This window comes from Acinetobacter sp. YH16040_T, from assembly GCF_024605785.1.
Lineage (GTDB): Bacteria > Pseudomonadota > Gammaproteobacteria > Pseudomonadales > Moraxellaceae > Acinetobacter > Acinetobacter amyesii.
Genome location: NZ_CP094541.1, coordinates 412,914 through 430,731, shown reverse-complemented (window position 1 = coordinate 430,731; position 17,818 = coordinate 412,914). Strand labels below are relative to the sequence as shown.

Annotated in this window: 16 protein-coding genes; 2 read left to right on the top strand and 14 right to left on the bottom strand. The window is 41.5% G+C overall.

All coding sequences use genetic code 11. The features are described from left to right. Positions 1 to 55 precede the first annotated feature (55 nt). Both MST16_RS02045 and MST16_RS02040 read right to left on the bottom strand, forming a co-directional pair. Positions 56 to 1,111 carry an MBL fold metallo-hydrolase gene (locus tag MST16_RS02045; protein ID WP_180010164.1) on the bottom strand — a complete coding sequence of 352 codons (1,056 nt, stop codon included), beginning with the start codon at positions 1,109 to 1,111 and terminating at the stop codon, positions 56 to 58. Positions 1,112 to 1,171: 60 nt separating this feature from the next. After that, positions 1,172 to 2,113: a cation diffusion facilitator family transporter gene (locus tag MST16_RS02040; RefSeq protein ID WP_078192768.1), complete on the bottom strand. Its 942-nt coding sequence runs from the start codon at positions 2,111 to 2,113 to the stop codon at positions 1,172 to 1,174. Between the two features lie 298 nt (positions 2,114 to 2,411). Between MST16_RS02040 and MST16_RS02035 the strand changes: the two genes are divergently transcribed. Further along, positions 2,412 to 3,563 carry an IS4-like element ISAbe18 family transposase gene (locus MST16_RS02035; protein WP_104425765.1) on the top strand — a complete coding sequence of 384 codons (1,152 nt, stop codon included), beginning with the start codon at positions 2,412 to 2,414 and terminating at the stop codon, positions 3,561 to 3,563. Positions 3,564 to 3,622: 59 nt separating this feature from the next. Here the strand turns inward: MST16_RS02035 and MST16_RS02030 are convergent, their stop codons facing one another. The 7 genes from MST16_RS02030 to hcaE all read right to left on the bottom strand — a co-directional run bounded on the left by MST16_RS02030 (position 3,623) and on the right by hcaE (position 10,266). Then, positions 3,623 to 4,525, bottom strand: a complete 903-nt coding sequence (locus tag MST16_RS02030; RefSeq protein WP_180010273.1) for a DMT family transporter — start codon at positions 4,523 to 4,525, stop codon at positions 3,623 to 3,625. A 436-nt stretch (positions 4,526 to 4,961) separates the two neighbouring features. Continuing rightward, the gene (hcaD, locus tag MST16_RS02025) at positions 4,962 to 6,197 is read right to left on the bottom strand and encodes a 3-phenylpropionate/cinnamic acid dioxygenase ferredoxin--NAD(+) reductase subunit (protein WP_180010272.1); all 1,236 of its coding nucleotides are present in this window, start codon (positions 6,195 to 6,197) and stop codon (positions 4,962 to 4,964) included. Positions 6,198 to 6,208: 11 nt separating this feature from the next. After that, the gene (locus tag MST16_RS02020; protein WP_180010271.1) at positions 6,209 to 7,171 is read right to left on the bottom strand and encodes a 3-carboxyethylcatechol 2,3-dioxygenase; all 963 of its coding nucleotides are present in this window, start codon (positions 7,169 to 7,171) and stop codon (positions 6,209 to 6,211) included. 65 nt (positions 7,172 to 7,236) lie between these two features. After that, complete coding sequence (hcaB, locus tag MST16_RS02015) at positions 7,237 to 8,055, bottom strand: 3-phenylpropionate-dihydrodiol/cinnamic acid-dihydrodiol dehydrogenase (RefSeq protein WP_078192772.1); 819 nt, start codon at positions 8,053 to 8,055, stop codon at positions 7,237 to 7,239. A gap of 2 nt (positions 8,056 to 8,057) precedes the next feature. Continuing rightward, complete coding sequence (hcaC, locus tag MST16_RS02010) at positions 8,058 to 8,384, bottom strand: 3-phenylpropionate/cinnamic acid dioxygenase ferredoxin subunit (RefSeq protein ID WP_067763933.1); 327 nt, start codon at positions 8,382 to 8,384, stop codon at positions 8,058 to 8,060. Then, positions 8,384 to 8,902: a 3-phenylpropionate/cinnamic acid dioxygenase subunit beta gene (gene hcaF, locus MST16_RS02005; protein WP_180010270.1), complete on the bottom strand. Its 519-nt coding sequence runs from the start codon at positions 8,900 to 8,902 to the stop codon at positions 8,384 to 8,386. The genes hcaC and hcaF overlap by 1 nt, the downstream gene beginning before the upstream one ends. Next, on the bottom strand, positions 8,899 to 10,266 hold the full coding sequence (gene hcaE / locus MST16_RS02000; protein ID WP_078192774.1) for a 3-phenylpropionate/cinnamic acid dioxygenase subunit alpha: 1,368 nt from the start codon (positions 10,264 to 10,266) through the stop codon (positions 8,899 to 8,901). Before hcaE ends, hcaF begins: the two co-directional genes overlap by 4 nt. Positions 10,267 to 10,544: 278 nt before the next feature. On the opposite strand from hcaE, the gene hcaR reads away from it, so the two are divergent. After that, on the top strand, positions 10,545 to 11,450 hold the full coding sequence (gene hcaR / locus MST16_RS01995) for a DNA-binding transcriptional regulator HcaR (RefSeq protein ID WP_180002937.1): 906 nt from the start codon (positions 10,545 to 10,547) through the stop codon (positions 11,448 to 11,450). A gap of 406 nt (positions 11,451 to 11,856) precedes the next feature. On the opposite strand, the gene MST16_RS01990 is transcribed toward hcaR, so the two are convergent. The 5 genes from MST16_RS01990 to mhpD all read right to left on the bottom strand — a co-directional run bounded on the left by MST16_RS01990 (position 11,857) and on the right by mhpD (position 17,565). Beyond that, positions 11,857 to 12,714 (bottom strand): alpha/beta fold hydrolase, encoded by an 858-nt coding sequence (locus tag MST16_RS01990; protein ID WP_180010269.1) that lies wholly within the window; start codon positions 12,712 to 12,714, stop codon positions 11,857 to 11,859. 278 nt (positions 12,715 to 12,992) lie between these two features. Beyond that, complete coding sequence (locus MST16_RS01985; RefSeq protein WP_180010268.1) at positions 12,993 to 14,267, bottom strand: OprD family outer membrane porin; 1,275 nt, start codon at positions 14,265 to 14,267, stop codon at positions 12,993 to 12,995. 536 nt (positions 14,268 to 14,803) lie between these two features. Then, complete coding sequence (gene dmpG / locus MST16_RS01980; protein WP_180010267.1) at positions 14,804 to 15,823, bottom strand: 4-hydroxy-2-oxovalerate aldolase; 1,020 nt, start codon at positions 15,821 to 15,823, stop codon at positions 14,804 to 14,806. Positions 15,824 to 15,834: 11 nt separating this feature from the next. After that, the gene (locus MST16_RS01975; protein WP_078192779.1) at positions 15,835 to 16,731 is read right to left on the bottom strand and encodes an acetaldehyde dehydrogenase (acetylating); all 897 of its coding nucleotides are present in this window, start codon (positions 16,729 to 16,731) and stop codon (positions 15,835 to 15,837) included. Positions 16,732 to 16,767: 36 nt separating this feature from the next. Continuing rightward, on the bottom strand, positions 16,768 to 17,565 hold the full coding sequence (mhpD, locus tag MST16_RS01970) for a 2-keto-4-pentenoate hydratase (RefSeq protein WP_078189749.1): 798 nt from the start codon (positions 17,563 to 17,565) through the stop codon (positions 16,768 to 16,770). Positions 17,566 to 17,818: the final 253 nt, after the last annotated feature.

Sequence of the window (17,818 nt, the reverse complement as noted above, 5' to 3'; positions counted from 1 at the left end):
TTTTAAGGTGGTTTTTTCTTGGCATTAAATATTCCAATTACCTTTTAATTAATCCTTAAACAATCAATTTTTTGCCTTCATGCATGGTTAAAAATGGATTCATTAACTTTGATGTTTTTCGCATTGCATGATGTAAGTCATGTTCAGGTTGGTCTCTAGCTTCATCAGTCAACTGAAACGTCCGATAATGCATTGCCAATGAACATTTTGACTGTAAATCTTTATGCGCCTGAAAAGCTTCTTCGGGATTCATGTGCAAATATTTCATTAAACGACGTGGCTCATAAGCTCCAATCGGTAATAACGCTACTCGGGGTGCACCTAAGCGTGTATGGATTTGTTTGAAATGTGCGGCATAGCCCGTATCTCCAGCAAAGAAGAAATGTCCTGTACTATGCACGATGGAAAAACCTCCCCATAAGGCATGATTTTGATCTCGCCAACCACGACCTGAACCATGCTGTGCAGGCGTATAAACGATACGCAAATCTTCAAACATTTCCGATTGCCACCAATCAAGTTCAATGACATTGAAATGTGTGGGTAAATAATAAGCATTGCCTAAACCAGTATAAATCGGCATAGCAAATTGTTCATGTAACCAATTCAAGGTTGCTAAATCCATATGATCATAATGATTATGGCTTAGTAAAACCCCATGAATTGTAGGTAATTCTTCTAAGGCAATTCCTGCAGGACAAGCACGTCGTGGTCCAGTCCCTTGACGTGGGCCTGCATACTCCGCCCATACAGGATCGGTCAAAAAATTATATGGCCCAATTTGAATCAAAACCGTCGCATGTCCGACAAACCAAACCAACCAATCATCCATTTTAGCCAATGGCCGATTGTGCGGAATGCTACGCGAAGAAGCAAAAAACTGTTGGTATTCTTGCTCACGATCTACTTTCCATGTATCGCTTTTACGCGTCATGATCCATTTCAGAATATCTTTACGCGTAAACGCATCTGGATTTCGAAGGGTATTAAAGAATTTTTCCCCATTAAAATGGTCAGTTGCCAGATAATCAAATACAGGCTTCGTCCACGTATGTTTCATACAGCGTTCAGTACTGATTTGAAACTGTGCTGATTGAGTTTTTTGATTCATGTGTATTTAAAATTCATTCACTATGCTGACAAACCTTGCAAAGTATTTAACCTCGCAGACCTATTGATCAAGACGACCTTTCATGCGCTCAAGCCAAACCTTCCGAGATTGAGGCTTGACAAAGAGTGCCACAATTTCAGGATGAAGCTGTTTAATTTGTGCTTCAATTCTGTTGACACAAGCTTCGATATCATCTGACGTTAAATTATCTTTAAATTCAAGACTCAAAGATGCCAAAACTTGATGTGCACCCATCTGCTCTGTTAACACCCCATTGGCAGAATGCACTGCTGGATCTTGCTCTGCAACCATCAAGACATTATGCCTCAATTGTGGGTCAGCAGTTTCTCCCATGAGCAATCCTTTAGTCTCACGTGCAAGTAAAATTGCTGAAATAGCGAGTACAACCCCAATTAGAATTGATGCCAGACCATCAAGCATTGGCATATTCAGCGCGTGTGATAAATAGATACCGATCAGGGCAATAAACAGACCAATCAGCGCTGCTGAATCTTCAAATAACACGGTAAATGTCGTCGGATCTTTACTGCGCCGAAATGCTTCAAAATAGCCCTGTTTCCCTTTGATTTTACGAAATGCTTTCAATGCCACAAACCAAGAGGTCCCTTCACACAAAATCGCAATACCTAATACGATATAGTTAATCATCGGATTTTGCATTTCTTCGGGGTGATAAATATGACTAATCCCTTGATAAATCGACACGATCGCACCCAAAGCAAAGACCATCAACGCCACAATAAAAGCCCAAAAATACAGCTCTCTCCCATAGCCAAACGGATGGCGTGCATTTGCTGGCTGCTGCGATTTTTTCATACCGTAGAGCAGTAAGATTTCATTTAAAGTATCAACCACAGAGTGAATAGCTTCACTCAACATGGCCGAACTATTCGTGATATAGGCAGCGACAAACTTCACCAGTGCAATCGCTAAATTGCCGAAGAGCGCTGCATATACCACGATTTTGTTAGATTCAGACATTTAAAATTGTCCTAAATTTATTTTTATCAAACAGATCTATTTGATTTTATAACTCATTCCATAGTACTCAAACTGACTGTAGCTGTTGTTTGTTATTTTGTTGTTTTTACACCAACTGTCGATTGTTTCGACAATGCCATCATGTTCCATGTGAAACACGCTCTTTAGCGCAAAGGTATAGAAAAAAAAGGAAGCCGCAGCCACTGCTGTCCCATAGTTTGCTTTAAATAAAAAAACCTGAGTCCTAACAGTTAAAATATGAGTGCAAACAAACACTTTAACGACCAGGATTCAGGTTTTGTCACATCAGAATACCGTATTTCATGAGCTAATTAAACCTGTTGTGCGACAGGATTTTGAACAACTTGCTAAAGTGCACCATGTTGGACAGAAATTTAGAGCGGCTTCCCGGTGGGATCAGTTTATTGCCATATTGATGTCTCAATTCTCTTGTAGGCAAAGTCTGAGAGATATTCAATCCAATTTGGAGTGCCAACAGGAAAAGCTAAGTCATCTCGGAGCAAAGTCTATTCCCCGAAGCACGCTGGCACGAATCAATGAGCAGCAGCCTGCTGCCTTGTATCAACAGCTATTTTACAAGTTGCTTAAATACTATGACCACTCAAAAGTCGCTCATAAGTTTCGCTTTAAGAATCCCTTGTATTCCTTGGATGCCAGTCATATTGACCTGTCGCTTTCCTTATGTGAATGGGCCAAAGTTCACGACTCAAAAGCCAGCATGAAACTCAGTATAGGATTGAATCACAGCAATGATATTCCTGAGTTTGTTGCAGTTGAAAATGGCAAAGAAAATGACATGGTACAAGGCCGCAAATTCCAGTTTCCTGCTGGCAGCATTGTAGTTTTTGATAAAGGCTATGTCGATTACCAATGGTATGCAAATCTGACTGCTCAAAACATTGGATTTGTCACACGTTTTAGGCCTAAATCTGTGTATCAGGTGATCCAGCAACATCCAGTGCTTGAATCCAAAGGTATTCTAAAAGATGAAACCATTCAGCTGAATAGCGCACATGCCCTAAAAAGAAAAGCCCCAGTGTTAAGAAGAATTGAATATAGAGATCAGCAAAGTGGCAAGCACTTTAGCTTTCTCAGCAATAACTTTCATTTAGCCGCCTCCACCATTGCGGCGATTTATAAAGATCGTTGGAAAGTTGAGCTGTTCTTTAAGGCGATTAAGCAGAATCTCAAATTAAAAGCGTTTCTAGGTCGCAGCAGGAACGCAATTCAGACACAAATCTGGATTGCGATGATCGCCTATTTATTGGTGAGTTTCGCTCAACATTTAGGAAAAACAGGTTGGACAGTTCAACGTTTACTCAGAATAATTCAAGTGAATTTGTTTGAAAGAAGAACTTTAAAAGCTTTATTTTCACCCGATAAAATACCCATAAAACAAGAGGAAGCTCAAATGAGCTTCCTCTTGTGAAAAATTGTGGGACAGCAGTGAAGCCGCAGCTTCCTTATAATTCTGTAGATGTACACGGTTCAACGTACTTTATTAAAATATTGCTCGCGCCACTCTTTCCAAAAGTACATCACAATACCAAACATCACGACCACGATTCCAACAAAGGCATTGGAGCTAATATGTTCACTGTTCAACGTCGCTCCCAAAACCAATGCTATGACAGGTGTCATAACATTACTGAGTGACACCGTTGATGCCGCCAAACGTTTGATCAGCCAGAAGTAACACAGCATTGCCACAATAGATGACAGGATCATGGTAAAGACAAAACCTATCATGGCACGGCCACTTGGCAATTCGGTTGGAAAATGCTGCCAGATAAAAGGAATGATGAGTGCCGAACCCAAGGCAGAAACAATCAGAGAACCTGTTGCCTGAGACATTGGCTTTAACGGTGCATTAATCTGCTTCACCCAAAAAATCGAACTAATATACGACACCATGCTGATTAGCATCAGTACAACGCCAATTGGATTGACTTTGCTATCAGCAGAATCTGCAAAGACAAAAGTTAGACCACCCACTGCAACCGCCATGCCCAACCACTGCAAAGCGACCAATTTATGTGTTTTTAAAATTACATGCCCAATCAAACCGGCAATTAAGGGTGAAAAACCAAAAATCAGTGCCATTAAACCAGAGGTGAGATAATTGGCTGCGAGATAAATAAACAACTGTGCGCCAATCAAATTCAAACTCCCTGCCACATAACTTTTTAATGAGGTTTCATCAAACGGCAAAGGATCACGCATCAATTTCAACAGAAACAGCGCAATAATAGATGCGCCGAAGTAACGGATAATCAACACCCACATCGGATGTATTTCCTGCACACTCCACACAATCGCGAGCGGCGTCGTCGCCCAAATCAGTACCAAAAGAGCATATATACTTGCCGTCAGCGGCAGTGAAGATTTCATTTCATTCTCAAATTTGATTGTTCTAACGACTTAACCTGAAACCCACTATTCAGATCTGGAACTACTCGTAAGACCATTAACTAATAAAGTTTAAGACCAATTATTGTTCTCCCCTTTATCAACTAAATTGGAGGCGTTATGAATGCCACCCGATCGTTTGGGGTATAAGGACTTCTCTTCAAACGATCAATAATCTCCCCTAACCCCTCTTAAAAAAAAGAGGAGGGAAACATCTAAACGAAATCCATTCTTCACAAAGACTACTCCCTCCTTTGAAAAAGGAGGGCTGGGGAGGATTAAAACCGTTGAATAGATCTACATAAGCTAAAACTATATACATGGACTACAAAATAGCTTTATAAGTGCGACGCTAAAACTAAAGACATAAAAAAACAGACCTACGTTACCGCAAGTCTGCTCCTCTTAGACATTCAGCTTACTTTACAAGTTTACGTAAATCTTGGCTTAAATCTAAATATTTATCCGCTTCAAACGCCGCATTCTTGCTAATCAATTTTTTCAAATGACGCATTTCTTTCGCAGCATTCACAGTGATACCACCCACGATTACACCATCAGTAACACCAAATAAAACAAATGATGATTCTGCAGCTAATTCAGGATTTACTTCGCCACGTGCAATCCATTCGCTTGCAGCCATATCACCCACAAATTGATAGTTGATATTTAACTGATCTGTCCAGAACCACGCTGGATTTGGGGTTGGATGTTCAACACCCATTACATGACGAGCAAAGATACCTGCTTGCAAGTTCGCATTTTCCCAAGTTTCGACACGACGGTGGTTACCACAGTCACGAAGCTGAGTCGCAACGTCACCCGCTGCATAAATATCTGGATGCGAAGTTTGGCAGTTATCATTCACTTTAATGGCAAAATCAACGTCTAAACCTGCATCAACCGCAAGTTGAGCATTTGGCACAATGCCAATACCATAGATCACTGCATCGGCACGAAGTTCTTCACCGCCTTCAAGCGTGATCACCACTTCTTCGCCATCAAACTTACAGTCAGCAATAGAAGTCGAAAGACGAACATCTACACCTGCAAGACGTTGCTGTGCCAATAAGAATTCACTTAAAACACGTGGAGATGAACGACCCATGACCATCGGACCCATTTCAATCACGGTCACGATACAGTCTTTAGAACGTGCTGAAGAAGCAAGCTCAAGACCAATCACACCACCGCCGATCAATACAATACGGCGACCCGCTTGTAATACAGGCACCAATGCTTGTGAATCTTCAAGGTTACGTAAGGTATAAACGTGTTTACCCAAAGCATCGAAATTCGGTAAACGGCGTGCTGCACCACCGGTTGCTAGAAGCAACTTGTCAAATGCAACAATTTCGCCATTTTTCAGTTCAACTGTTTTTGCATCGCTATGGATTTTCACAACGCCATTGCCACGAATATGTTCAACACCGAGTTCTGCCAATTTTTCTTCTGACAGAATTTCGATTTTGGTCTCTTCAGGTTTTAGAATTACGTCTTTAGACAAAGGCGGACGTTCATAAGGAAGATGTGTTTCATCACCCACCAAAATGATTTTGCCTTCATACTTGTTCGCACGGAGTTCTAAAATGGCGCTAGCACCAGCTTGACCAGCTCCAACAATAACGATGGTTTCGATACCATTTTGGCTCATGGGTTTGTTCCTTATTTCAATTCTGCAGATACGATGCCGAAGCCCGCAATCCACTCACTAATGTCTTCGTAGCAATGTGTTGTCATGTCGTATTCGCCCACTTCATGTAGTGCAGCAAAAGCAGCCATCCAAGAACGAACTTCTTGACCACCACGACCGCCTTCAACACGAATTTCAGCTTCAGTCATCGCTTCAATGGCAGCAAAGTCAGCTTTGGCGAAAGTATCAAGCAATGCACGATCCCATTCTGGGTTTAAAGGCACTGCGACAGAAGTATCACCCGCTGCGAGTTTTTGACCGACAGCAATGATTTTGCCTTGACGTGTATTACGTGCCTCTTCAGTTGGATTACGACCTGCAATCAGGAACTCTTCCACTTCTGGTGGAACTGAACCCATTTGCGGCGTTGGTGGATCATGAGACAAACCACCTGTACCCAAAACAAGTACACGTTCATTCTCTAAGTTCAATGATTTAATGAACTGACCGACTGCACGACCCAAAGCGACTGTACGCTTGGTTGTTGGCATCGGTGCAGCTGCACCATTGATAAAAATTGGAATCGTTGGATAACGATCAAGCTTGCCACCACAAAGGAAATGTAATGGTTGAGTCACGCCATGATCTGCTTGCATACGGTATGAGTACGCAACATCAACACCTTCATCCAACACACGACGAACCAGACTGATTGCTGTTTCTTCAGGCACATTGATGTGGTCATTGTCTTTACCATAATCCCAATCACCTGCTGCTTTGGCACGAATACCGACGCAGAAAGATGGCATGAGGTCATAGAAGAAACCATTGAAATGGTCTGGACCAAAAGTAATGATCAATGTTGGATTATAGTCTTCAACTTCTTTAGCAAGTTGGGCAAAAGTTTCGCGAACTTTTTCCTCTTTGTATTTCTCTTGCGGAGAAGCAAATTCCATTAGGGGACTGTGCGATGCACAAATGAGTTTAACGGCCATGGGTGACTCCTAAACGGAAGGCAGCCAAAACGGCTGCCGAGTAAGTCCTTTACGTTTTTGGCGAATTAAATCTCGTCAAAGAAGCCAGCACGTGGTTGTCGTAAACCACGGATACCCAGACCACATTCAGCATTAATTAAAACACCAGTTAATGGGCGGTTGTTTTGACGAGAAGCCAATAACACGTATGAACCAGTCATATCTTCAGGTTCGGGTAAGAAATTGAGCGGCATGCCGCGTGCAATCTTCTCAGGATCGCGTGCATCGAGTAGACCGAGGTTTTCTTGGCCTAAAGAAGCAGCACCTTTGATGTTTACATTCATACCCGACGGAGCAACAGCGTTCACTCGTACTTTAGGCGCAAGCTCGTAGGCTAATTCTTTCATGATCCCAACGCCAGCATGCTTAGACGCTGTGTATACAGGGCCTCCGCCTGCCGAATACAGTGCTGAGTTAGACAAAGTAAATATGATAGAACCTTCCGAAGCTATCAATGCATCAAGTGCAGCTTTGGCACCTAAGATGAGAGATTTGGTGTTAATACCCATAATCTCATCAAAAGCTTTTTCCAGCTGTTCACCCGATGTATTGACGATATCTGCGTAATGATCCCAGATACCTGCGTTTCCGACGAAACAGTCAAGTTTGCCATAATGTTCTACAGTTGCTTGAACTGCACGAACATTATCCTCATAGCTGGCTACATCTCCTGCGATCGCAAGCACGCGGTCACCAAAATGTTCTTTCAATGCATCAACTTTCGATTGAGAACGTTGAAGAACAGCAACTTGTGCACCTTCTTCTAAGAAACGTTCAACCAATGCCCAGCCTAAGCCTGAACCACCACCGGTAATAAGTGCAACTTCGCCTTGTAGCCAACCCATGATTACTCTCCTGCCATCTCTACGTATAAAGCACCATCTTCAACAATCACAGGGAATGTTTTGATAGGATCTGTTGCTGGTAAGCATAATGCTTGACCAGTTTTCAAACAGAATCGAGCCGAATGAAGTGGACATTCAACAGTGCCATCATCTTCAAGGTAACCTTCAGACATTGAAGCATTACCATGTGAACAACGGTCGTTCATCGCGAAAAATTCGCCATTGTTGTTGAATACTGCAAGCGCATCGATACCATTCACGCCGCAATCTACTTTCAATGCTTCGCCTTCGTCTAATTCGTCAACTTGGCAAACAAAAATCTTATTCATTAGAAGAACACGCTCAGGTTATGTGAGTTGTAAGTCACCTGATCAAGGGTAATCTTACGGTTGAAGATTTCGAAACCTTGCTCAGTGTCAACTTTGCGGATCTTGTCGTGACGCTTACCACAGTAGATTGTTACATCTTTCTCTTTCTGGGTACGGTACAACAAGTACGTTACGTAAACGTCGTATTCGCCTTCAACTTCTGTCGCTTCAACAATCACATTTGAAACCATGTGTGTTGTACGTGAAGGAGGTTCTTCAGCCCAAGCCATACCTGTCTCTAAACGAGCTACACGGCGTTCCAACAAATCTTTAGTATCGTTAAATACCCAAGTTGTTGGCGGCTCAATCGAACGACGACGGTCACGTGTTTGCGCGTTTGGTGTGGTGCGAAGCGTATAAGAAATATCTTCCGCTAACACAGCCAACCAATCACGGAACTTCCAGTCATCAAGAAGCTTGGCTTCTTGATAAAGGAACTGACTAATTTGGTGATGGAGTTCCAAACTAACTTGACTCATTTCATAAGCTCCTTCTCATATTCGTCAGCCGCAGCTTCAACGTCTTCCCATTTTTCATGAATCAATAGGTCAGCCCAACGACGGTACATACCGCGCGCTGCAGTTTCAGAGAAAATGTAGTTAGTGATACCCGGGATACCATCTTCACGTACTTTCTCGTTACCTTTACCCATTTCCATAATTAATTTGTTTTGACGGGCTTTATAACCACGTAAAACTTTTTGAATTTCAATCCAGTTCTCAGAGTCATCTTGCTCAAGGAAACCAGCAGGACCGAAGGCACGTGTTGCAGAACGTTCAAATGCTGCTTGTACATCTTCTGGCGCGTCCGCATCACAGATACAGAATGCCCATACTTCAGTCTTGTTTGGACCACGTGGGTGCCATACACGAAGCGTTGCAGTACCGTTCAACCAAGATAGTGTTGGGAACATGGTGTTGTGACCAGCAAGACGCAGTGCACGAGTTTCACCTAGGCGTTCTTTCACTTCTTCATACGTTTCACGGAAGTAGTTTGCTACTTCACCATCCACCCATACGTTTGCGTCTGGTTTCTCAGTGAAGAAGAAGCCTGAACCGTGACCACGTGAACCGTATTGGATCGCGTCTTTGGCAGTTTCCCAAACTGGACGGGCAGTTTGTGCAGCACCTAATTTCTTAGAAGATTCATCATCTGGTTTAGCACCAAGCACCTGAATCGCAGATGCATGAGAGAACAACGCGTGGTATTGGTCAGAAGCGAACTGTTCAGCTGCAAATTTCCAGTTACAGTCGATTTCCCATTTGTGTACACCACCAACGATCACAGTACCACCTTCACGACGGTCTACAACGCCGTCCAGGTACCAAGCGATATCACCCATGTATTCTTCTAGATCTGGAGTTGTTTCATCCCAGCAGCCGAATACTAAGCCTTTGTATGATTTAACGCGGTTAACTTCTACCAGACCCCATTGCTCTTTACATGCACCATGTGGGTAAGCACGATCTTCAAGCGGGATATCTTTTAGAGAACCATCAATGCCATAAGACCAGCCGTGGTATGGGCAAGTAAATGCACGTGTATTACCACAGTCCGCGAAGCTCACACGCATAGAGCGGTGACGACATTGGTTTAAGAATGCTTTGATTGAGCCATCTTTTTGACGTGCCACGATGATTGGATCTTCACCCATATAGGTATTGAAGAAATCGCCGGCTTTAGGAATTTGGCTCTCATGGCATAGGAATAACCATGTACGACCGAACACACGTTCTAATTCAAGTTCGTAAATGTCTGGATCGGTATAGATAGATGGCGTGATACGTCCATTTTGTGCATCGACTAAAGCATCGATTTCGCGCACATCAATTTTTCCACTCATGAAAAGCTCTCCTGTGACCATAAGGCACAAAGTAATAGACTCAACTTTTCAACGATGATGGATTTTAGAGCGATATTCGGGAAATATTTATTTTGTTTTAATTAAGAGATTTTATGGATTATTACGGTAGATTTTTTTTATAGCATTTTTTTTAAATTGCCGAGAACACCATTTATTTCGTGAATGGTAAAATAATCTTCACGCAATAGTTGTTTATAGATTATACTGAACGGACTTCTAAGTAAGACATTTTTTGGATTACTCCACGGGTTGATTATATGGAATTACGACACTTACGCTACTTTATTACTGTCGCTGAAGAACTCAATTTCAGTAAAGCTGCGTTAAAACTTTATACTGCTCAACCTTCTTTAAGCCAACAAATTAAAGATCTTGAAGAAGATGTCGGCGTAAAACTGTTGCACCGTACTAAACGTAAAGTTGAGCTCACAGAAGAAGGTGCCGTATTTCTAGAACAAGCACGTTTAACCTTGGCACAAGCAGACAAAGCTGTGGCTATGGCACGTCAGGTTTCACAAGCCAAACAGCAGATGCTGCGCATTGGTTTTGTCCCTGTTGCAGAGATGAAAATCTTCCCTTATGTGCTGCCAAATTTACGTGTTCAGAACCCAGAACTCAAGATTGAATTACTCAGTTTAAATAACCGTGATCAGATGAAATTGCTGCAAAAAGGTGAACTGGACATCACTTTTACCCGCAATAACTTCCACAGCGACGAAATTGAAAGTCAGTTTGTACTGCGTGAACCGCTGATCTTTATTTTACCCAAAGATCACCCTTTAGCGAAGTACGAGCGCATTCCAGTTAAAGCATTGAATGGGATTGATTTTATCATTCCTGCACGTGAACAATCTGGCACGTTGCATGAAGCCATTTTGGACTTTGCTTCGACCCATGATATTCAATTTAATATCGTGCAAAAAGCCGACAATATCCTGTTTAACATTAACTCCATCGGCATGGGCTTAGGCTGCACGATCCTACCGGGATACATCGCGCCATTGACCATGAACAATACGGTGATTCGTCCTTTAGATGTCGAATTACCGTATCTAGACTTGTATGTAAGTTACCGAAAAACGGCGAGTTCTGTGGCTGTAGATAAATTCCTTGAACTGCTAACCAAAGTTTTTTATCTCGATATTAATCGCGAACAGCGTTAATTTTCGCCAAGTCATAATTTATAGATATAGCACCATTATTTTTAAAATGAATAATGGTGCTTTTTTTATGGCTAAAAAGTCGCTTTTTTAATCGTTTAAATGTTTTAATCGACGCATTTTATCTATCATGCATATCGACTTGATGGAAAATAACTTATAAATTTTAGTTTAGACATTGATAAAAATTGCTAAAAATTGCCGATTTACAACTTAAGTCTAATAAATAATTCCCCTTCCCCAACCATTCAGATGAGCTTATTTTATGTCTTTTTACTGATTTAGACCGTACACTGTCGACCCATTAATGAGAATAATACTCATTTAAAGTATTTCTTTCAAAAGATTTATATAAAAAAAAGGATGGCAAAACCATCCTTTTTTTGAATTTCATGTCAGTGACAAGAAATTACACACCACGCGCTTTTAAATAATCTTTAATCACGGTGTTGAATTCTTCTGCTTTTTCAACTTGAGACCAGTGGCCACATTGGCTGAAAATATGCGCATCAGCATGAGGAACGGTATTCAAAATATCCCACGTACGAGATACTGGAATCACCACGTCTTGTACACCGTGAATCAACAATACTGGCACAGTAATGTCTTTCATTTTTTCAAAGTCGAGTGGGAATTCGAAACGGTCACGGTCGCGTGCGCCAACAACATCCATCAAACGATTTGATGCATAGTCATTTGCAGCAGAAGCGAAACGTACTTTTACCAATTCGTCTGTGATCAAGTCTTTGTTTACAACAAACATAGACAAGGTTTTCTTGATGCCTTCTTCGGTTAATACAGGGTTTGCATGTGCTTTAAGTGCTGCAGTTTGTTTAGCACCGCCTGTACCCATAGACACGATACCCAATACACGTTCTGGATAGTCCAAAGCCATTTGGAATGCTAACCAGCCACCGAGTGAGTTACCCACTAACCAAGTTTTTTCAATACCTAGGGCATCTAACGTACGTACAGCATGATCTACCCATGCACGGATGCCATATTGTGTGCCCGGTGCAACCACAGTTTGACCATAGCCGATGGTATCAATGGCGATACAACGTGCTTGCTCACCAATTTGTGGCAAGTTTAACCACCAGTTTGCAGCAGCCGATACGCCTGTACCTGAACCGTGTAAAAATAGAATAGGTGTACCTTCACCCACTTCATGATAATGCGTTAATTCGCCTTCTGCTGTTTCAATCCATTTATCTTCTAAGCCAAAGAATGGATCTGTTGTATAGTCAGGGATTTGAACAGTGCTCATATATACTCCTCGTACAGTCTTTAGCTTGCGTTTGGCTCTAGGTATAGAATTTGACGTCAAGTGGACTCATTCAACATTACTTTTACAGGCTTATATTACCTGTTCACACGGCATCAACTGATACAAATTTACGATCGCAACCTACAAAAAAACGATTAAACAACTCTTTGAATTTTATAAATTTAATAAAATAAAAGTCTTAATTTATATAAGGTATTTATTCAGTAAATATTAAAAAAAGAGCGACTATAAAAAGCCGCTCTAATTTTTATCTAGCTTTAGAATTTATAAGTGTAAGTCGTGGCGATACGGTGTTCTTCTAAGTCATTCGCAAAGTTAAAATTGGTATCGATGAACATATAATTAAAGCCTAAACCTTTAAGCTTACCTTCTGGCACAACATAGTTCACAATGACGTTATTTTCGTTTTCTTTACCTTCTGGCTTGCCTGCGCCCAGATCGATATTGTCACCGCGGAAATGACGTACTGTCGCTGTTAAACCAGGAACACCCACATCAGCAAAATTATAGGTATAACCCAAACTCCAAGAACGCTCATCTTTACGAATGAAGCTCGCCACAGACCAGTTGTCTAAGTAAGGCTGCGGCACCCACCCGCCCAAGGTCGGGAACATTGGGGCTTTTGTACCGTGCTCACCAAACATTTGTTGATAACCTAACTGTACAGTGTGCATCCCATTGTTGATTTTTGCACCCGCAGACACGGCCTGGCTGTCAATATTGCCATACAGCTTGTCACCCGATTCGCTGTTGTCAAAATAGCGTACATGGGTATCCAGCTTAGTTTTTTCAGCCAAAGTCGTTTTATAGTTTGCAGCGACATAATGTTGTTGATAGATGTTGGTTACATCCGCATACCAATAACTTCCACCTACTTTAGGGGTAAATTGATGATCTACTCCCACAAGATACATGCCATCGTCTGTGCTTAATTTATTCGCTTCAGCAGCAGAAAAATTATTTTGAGGGAACAACGTAAAATCTTGGTATTGGTTATCATAACGTGCATTAATACCGTCTAAATAAGCCAAAGTTAATTTAGTATCTTTTAAATCCTTTGATTCTAACCATGCACCGCTATAAGTCGTTAACAATTGACGCGATGGGTCAAAAAACACCACAGGTGACATTGGTAATAAGTCACCTACTTTTAATTCAGTTTCAGAAAATTTAACTTTTAGAGTTGCACCGACCTTACCAAAATGATCTTTTGACTCTTTACCATCGTGCGGCAAGATCCAGTCTGGGTTTTTATCGCGTGCATTAAGTTTAAATGCATGTTGAACCAAAAGGTCAGCACCCACTTGAATACCTGCACCAATATCTTGATACCCTGACTTGGCATCCAAAGTCACACCCTGTGACCATGAACCCCAGTTACCCGCCGGATTTTCTTTAATTTGACGGTCTAAGTAGAAGTTTTTAAATTTCAATTGTACTTGGCTGTCGTCAACAAAGTCCGCATAAGTTGCAGATGTTCCTAATGTTGCTGTCGCAGCAAGAATTGCTATCCATAAATTTTGACGACGCATGGCTTATTCCCAGTGATCAAATTAAGCTATGACATCATCATGCTCAACAATACCTTGGAAAAAAATCCGACTACAGTATTAAGGTTTATCAGGCTTTTGTACAACTTGAACTTTGGAAGCTATTTCTGCTTATTTTCCTTAGAGATTAAAACAATAACTCTTTTTTATCATTTAGAACGACTGATTAAATTAACCCAATGTTTTATTAACGTAAAATTTAAAGTTTTTTATTTTTCGCAATTACATACGCTGTATTAATTGCTTTTAAGTTTAATCAAAGTTTTCTACTGAGATTTATCCTTATTTAAGTTATAAAATTTAGCTATGACATGATATTTAATTTATATAATCATCAACAACTTAAAGTTAAATTTCACTATTATGACTGCTCGAAATCGACCATTGGTTCGCAGAATTTTTCTTATTTCAATCCGCTTTCTATGCATCAATTCAATCTCAACTAAAAACCAAGCCCATATAGTCAGTTGAGACATAAAAAAAGCACCCATTTCGGGCGCTTTTTGACTTAAAGCAAATTAAGCATTGGCTTCTTTTGCTTTAGACATGGTCAATGCCAAGTCTTCAATCATATCTTCTTGACCACCAACCGTACCACGACGACCAAGCTCAAGAAGAATTTCACGAGCAGATACGCCGTATTTCGCTTCAGCGCGTTTTGCGAACAATAGGAATGAAGAATACACACCTGCATAACCTAAAGTTGCTGCATCACGGTCAGCACGGATTTGATGTGTCATCATCGGGATGATCAGATCTTCTGCTACGTCTTGCACTTTAAACAAGTCAACACCTGTTTCAAGTTGCATACGGTTCGCAACTGCAACGAACAATTCAAGTGGTGTATTACCCGCACCTGCACCTAAACCTGCAGAAGCTAAATCGACACGCGTTGCACCAGCTTGAACCGCTGAAACAGAGTTCGCAACACCCATACCTAAGTTATGGTGACCGTGGAAACCGATTTCGATCTCTGAAGCCAGGTTGGCACGTAAAATACCCACGCGGTCAGTCACGTCTTGAGGCAACATATAACCAGCAGAGTCAGTCACATAAATACAGTTTGCACCGTATGACACCATTTTGCTGGCTTCTTCCAAAAGTTTTTCAGGAGTTGCCATGTGCGCCATCATCAAGAAGCCCACAGTGTCCATGCCAAGTTTACGTGCAGCAGTAATGTGCTGTTCAGAAACGTCAGCTTCAGTTGAGTGCGTTGCAACACGAATGGTTGCTACACCAACATCATGTGCCATTTTCAAATGGTCAACCGTACCAATACCAGGAAGTAAAAGTGCAGATACTTTCGCCTGTTTCAGGTTTGGAATCACCGCTTTTAGGTATTCTTCATCGGTTGCTGCTGCAAAACCGTAGTTCACAGAGTTACCGCCTAAGCCGTCACCATGCGTAACTTCGATTAAAGGTACACCTGCATCATCCAAAGCAGTTGCAATGGCAACCATTTGTTCAGGTGTAGTTTGATGGCGCATAGGATGCATACCATCACGTAAAGTCATATCATTAATAATAATCTTAGACATTTTGGTATTCCTTAAGCTTCAGCAGTGTTTAATACGCGTTCTGCAAACATTTCTGCAGTACGTGCAGCTGCCGCAGTCATAATGTCGAGGTTACCTGCATATTTAGGAAGATAATCACCTAAACCTTCAACTTCTAAGAAGATTGAAACACGGTTACCGTCAAATACAGGACCATTTACAAGTTTGTAACCTGGTACATATTTTTGAACTTCAAGAATCATCGCATGTACAGATTCAGTGATTGCTGCTTGATCTGGTTCACCTTCAACAAGACAGTGAACAGTATCACGCATCATCAGTGGTGGCTCAGCAGGGTTAATGATGATGATCGCTTTACCTTGTTTCGCACCGCCCACTTTTTCAATAGCGCCAGCAGTCGTACGAGTAAATTCATCAATGTTTTTACGTGTACCTGGACCCACAGATTTTGTTGATACTGTTGCAATGATTTCGCCGTATTCAACAGGCTGAACTCGTGAAATCGCAGCAACCATAGGAATCGTTGCCTGACCACCACATGTCACCATATTGACGTTCGGAACTTCACCGGCATCCAATAACGCTTCTAAGTTTACTGGTGGTACGCAGAATGGACCGATTGCAGCAGGTGTTAAGTCAATCATTAACACGCCAAGTTCATTTAATTTGCGGCTGTTTTCAGCATGAACATAGGCAGAAGTTGCATCAAATGCGATTTTAATGTCGTCTTCAATTACGTGTGCAAGTAAACCATCCACGCCTTCAGCAGTGGTTTTTAAACCCATTTTAGCAGCGCGAGCCAAACCTTCAGACGTCGGGTCAATACCAACCATCCATACTGGTTCTAAAAATTCGCTGCGTTGAAGTTTGTAAAGCAAGTCAGTACCAATGTTCCCTGGACCGATCAATGCACATTTAATCTTTTTCATGAATGTGTACTCTTAAAAATTCCGTAAAACCCAAGCTTATTTCGCTGCAAATGCTGCAGTCACAGAACCAAAGCCTTCAATTTCAACTTTGAATTCATCACCAGGATTTGCCACAACCATTGGGCCTAAAGCACCGGTCAATACGATGTCACCTGCAAGCAATGGACGACCACGACGAACCATTTCGTCAGCCAACCACACTGCTGCATTTAATGGGTTAGAAAGACATGCTTTACCCACACCTTGTGAAACCACTTCTTCACCACGAGTCATGACCATTTTGCAATTCACAAGGTCAAGATCTGCAAGTTTTACAGGCTTAGAACCCAGTACAAAACCTGCTGAAGATGCGTTATCTGCCACAGTATCAATCAACGAGATTTTCCAGTTTTCGATACGACTATCGACCACTTCAATGGCAGGCAGTGCATATTCTGTTGCACTAATAATGTCTGCATAGGTGTGTTTTTCTTTGGTCAAATCTTGGTTAATCACCAAAGCAATTTCTGCTTCAACTTTTGGCTGAATCAATAAACCAGCAGGGATTTCTTCACCATCGCCATACGCCATGTCAGCAAACAACATACCGAAGTCAGGTTGATCAACGCCTAACTGCGCTTGTACAACTTTTGAAGTTAAGCCAATTTTACGACCTACAAGGCGACGACCTTCTGCCACCGCACGTTTGGTATTCACTTCTTGAACGGCATAAGCAATATCTACATCAGCACTTTCACCACCAAGTTGTGGACGGATCGGTGCAATCGCAGCCTGATTTACTTCCGCATCGCGTAATGCTTGCGCAACTGATTCAACAACAGCAGAATTCGACATCAATGTTTCCTTAAACTGCAAAAATTGGATGCACAACGTGTTTCATCCCGATCACCATCAAAATCAAAGTGATGAAAGTCATGTCAGGATTCGCCTAAAGCATTTCACTTGACATACTACACGTTATGTTTAGATGCATTTAGCATCGAGATTTTAGAAAGTGAATACCAATACTTATTTTATTTATGACTATAGCTATTAGCTATAAATTAATCATTATTTATTATTAATATTCAAAAACTTAAGTCAAAAT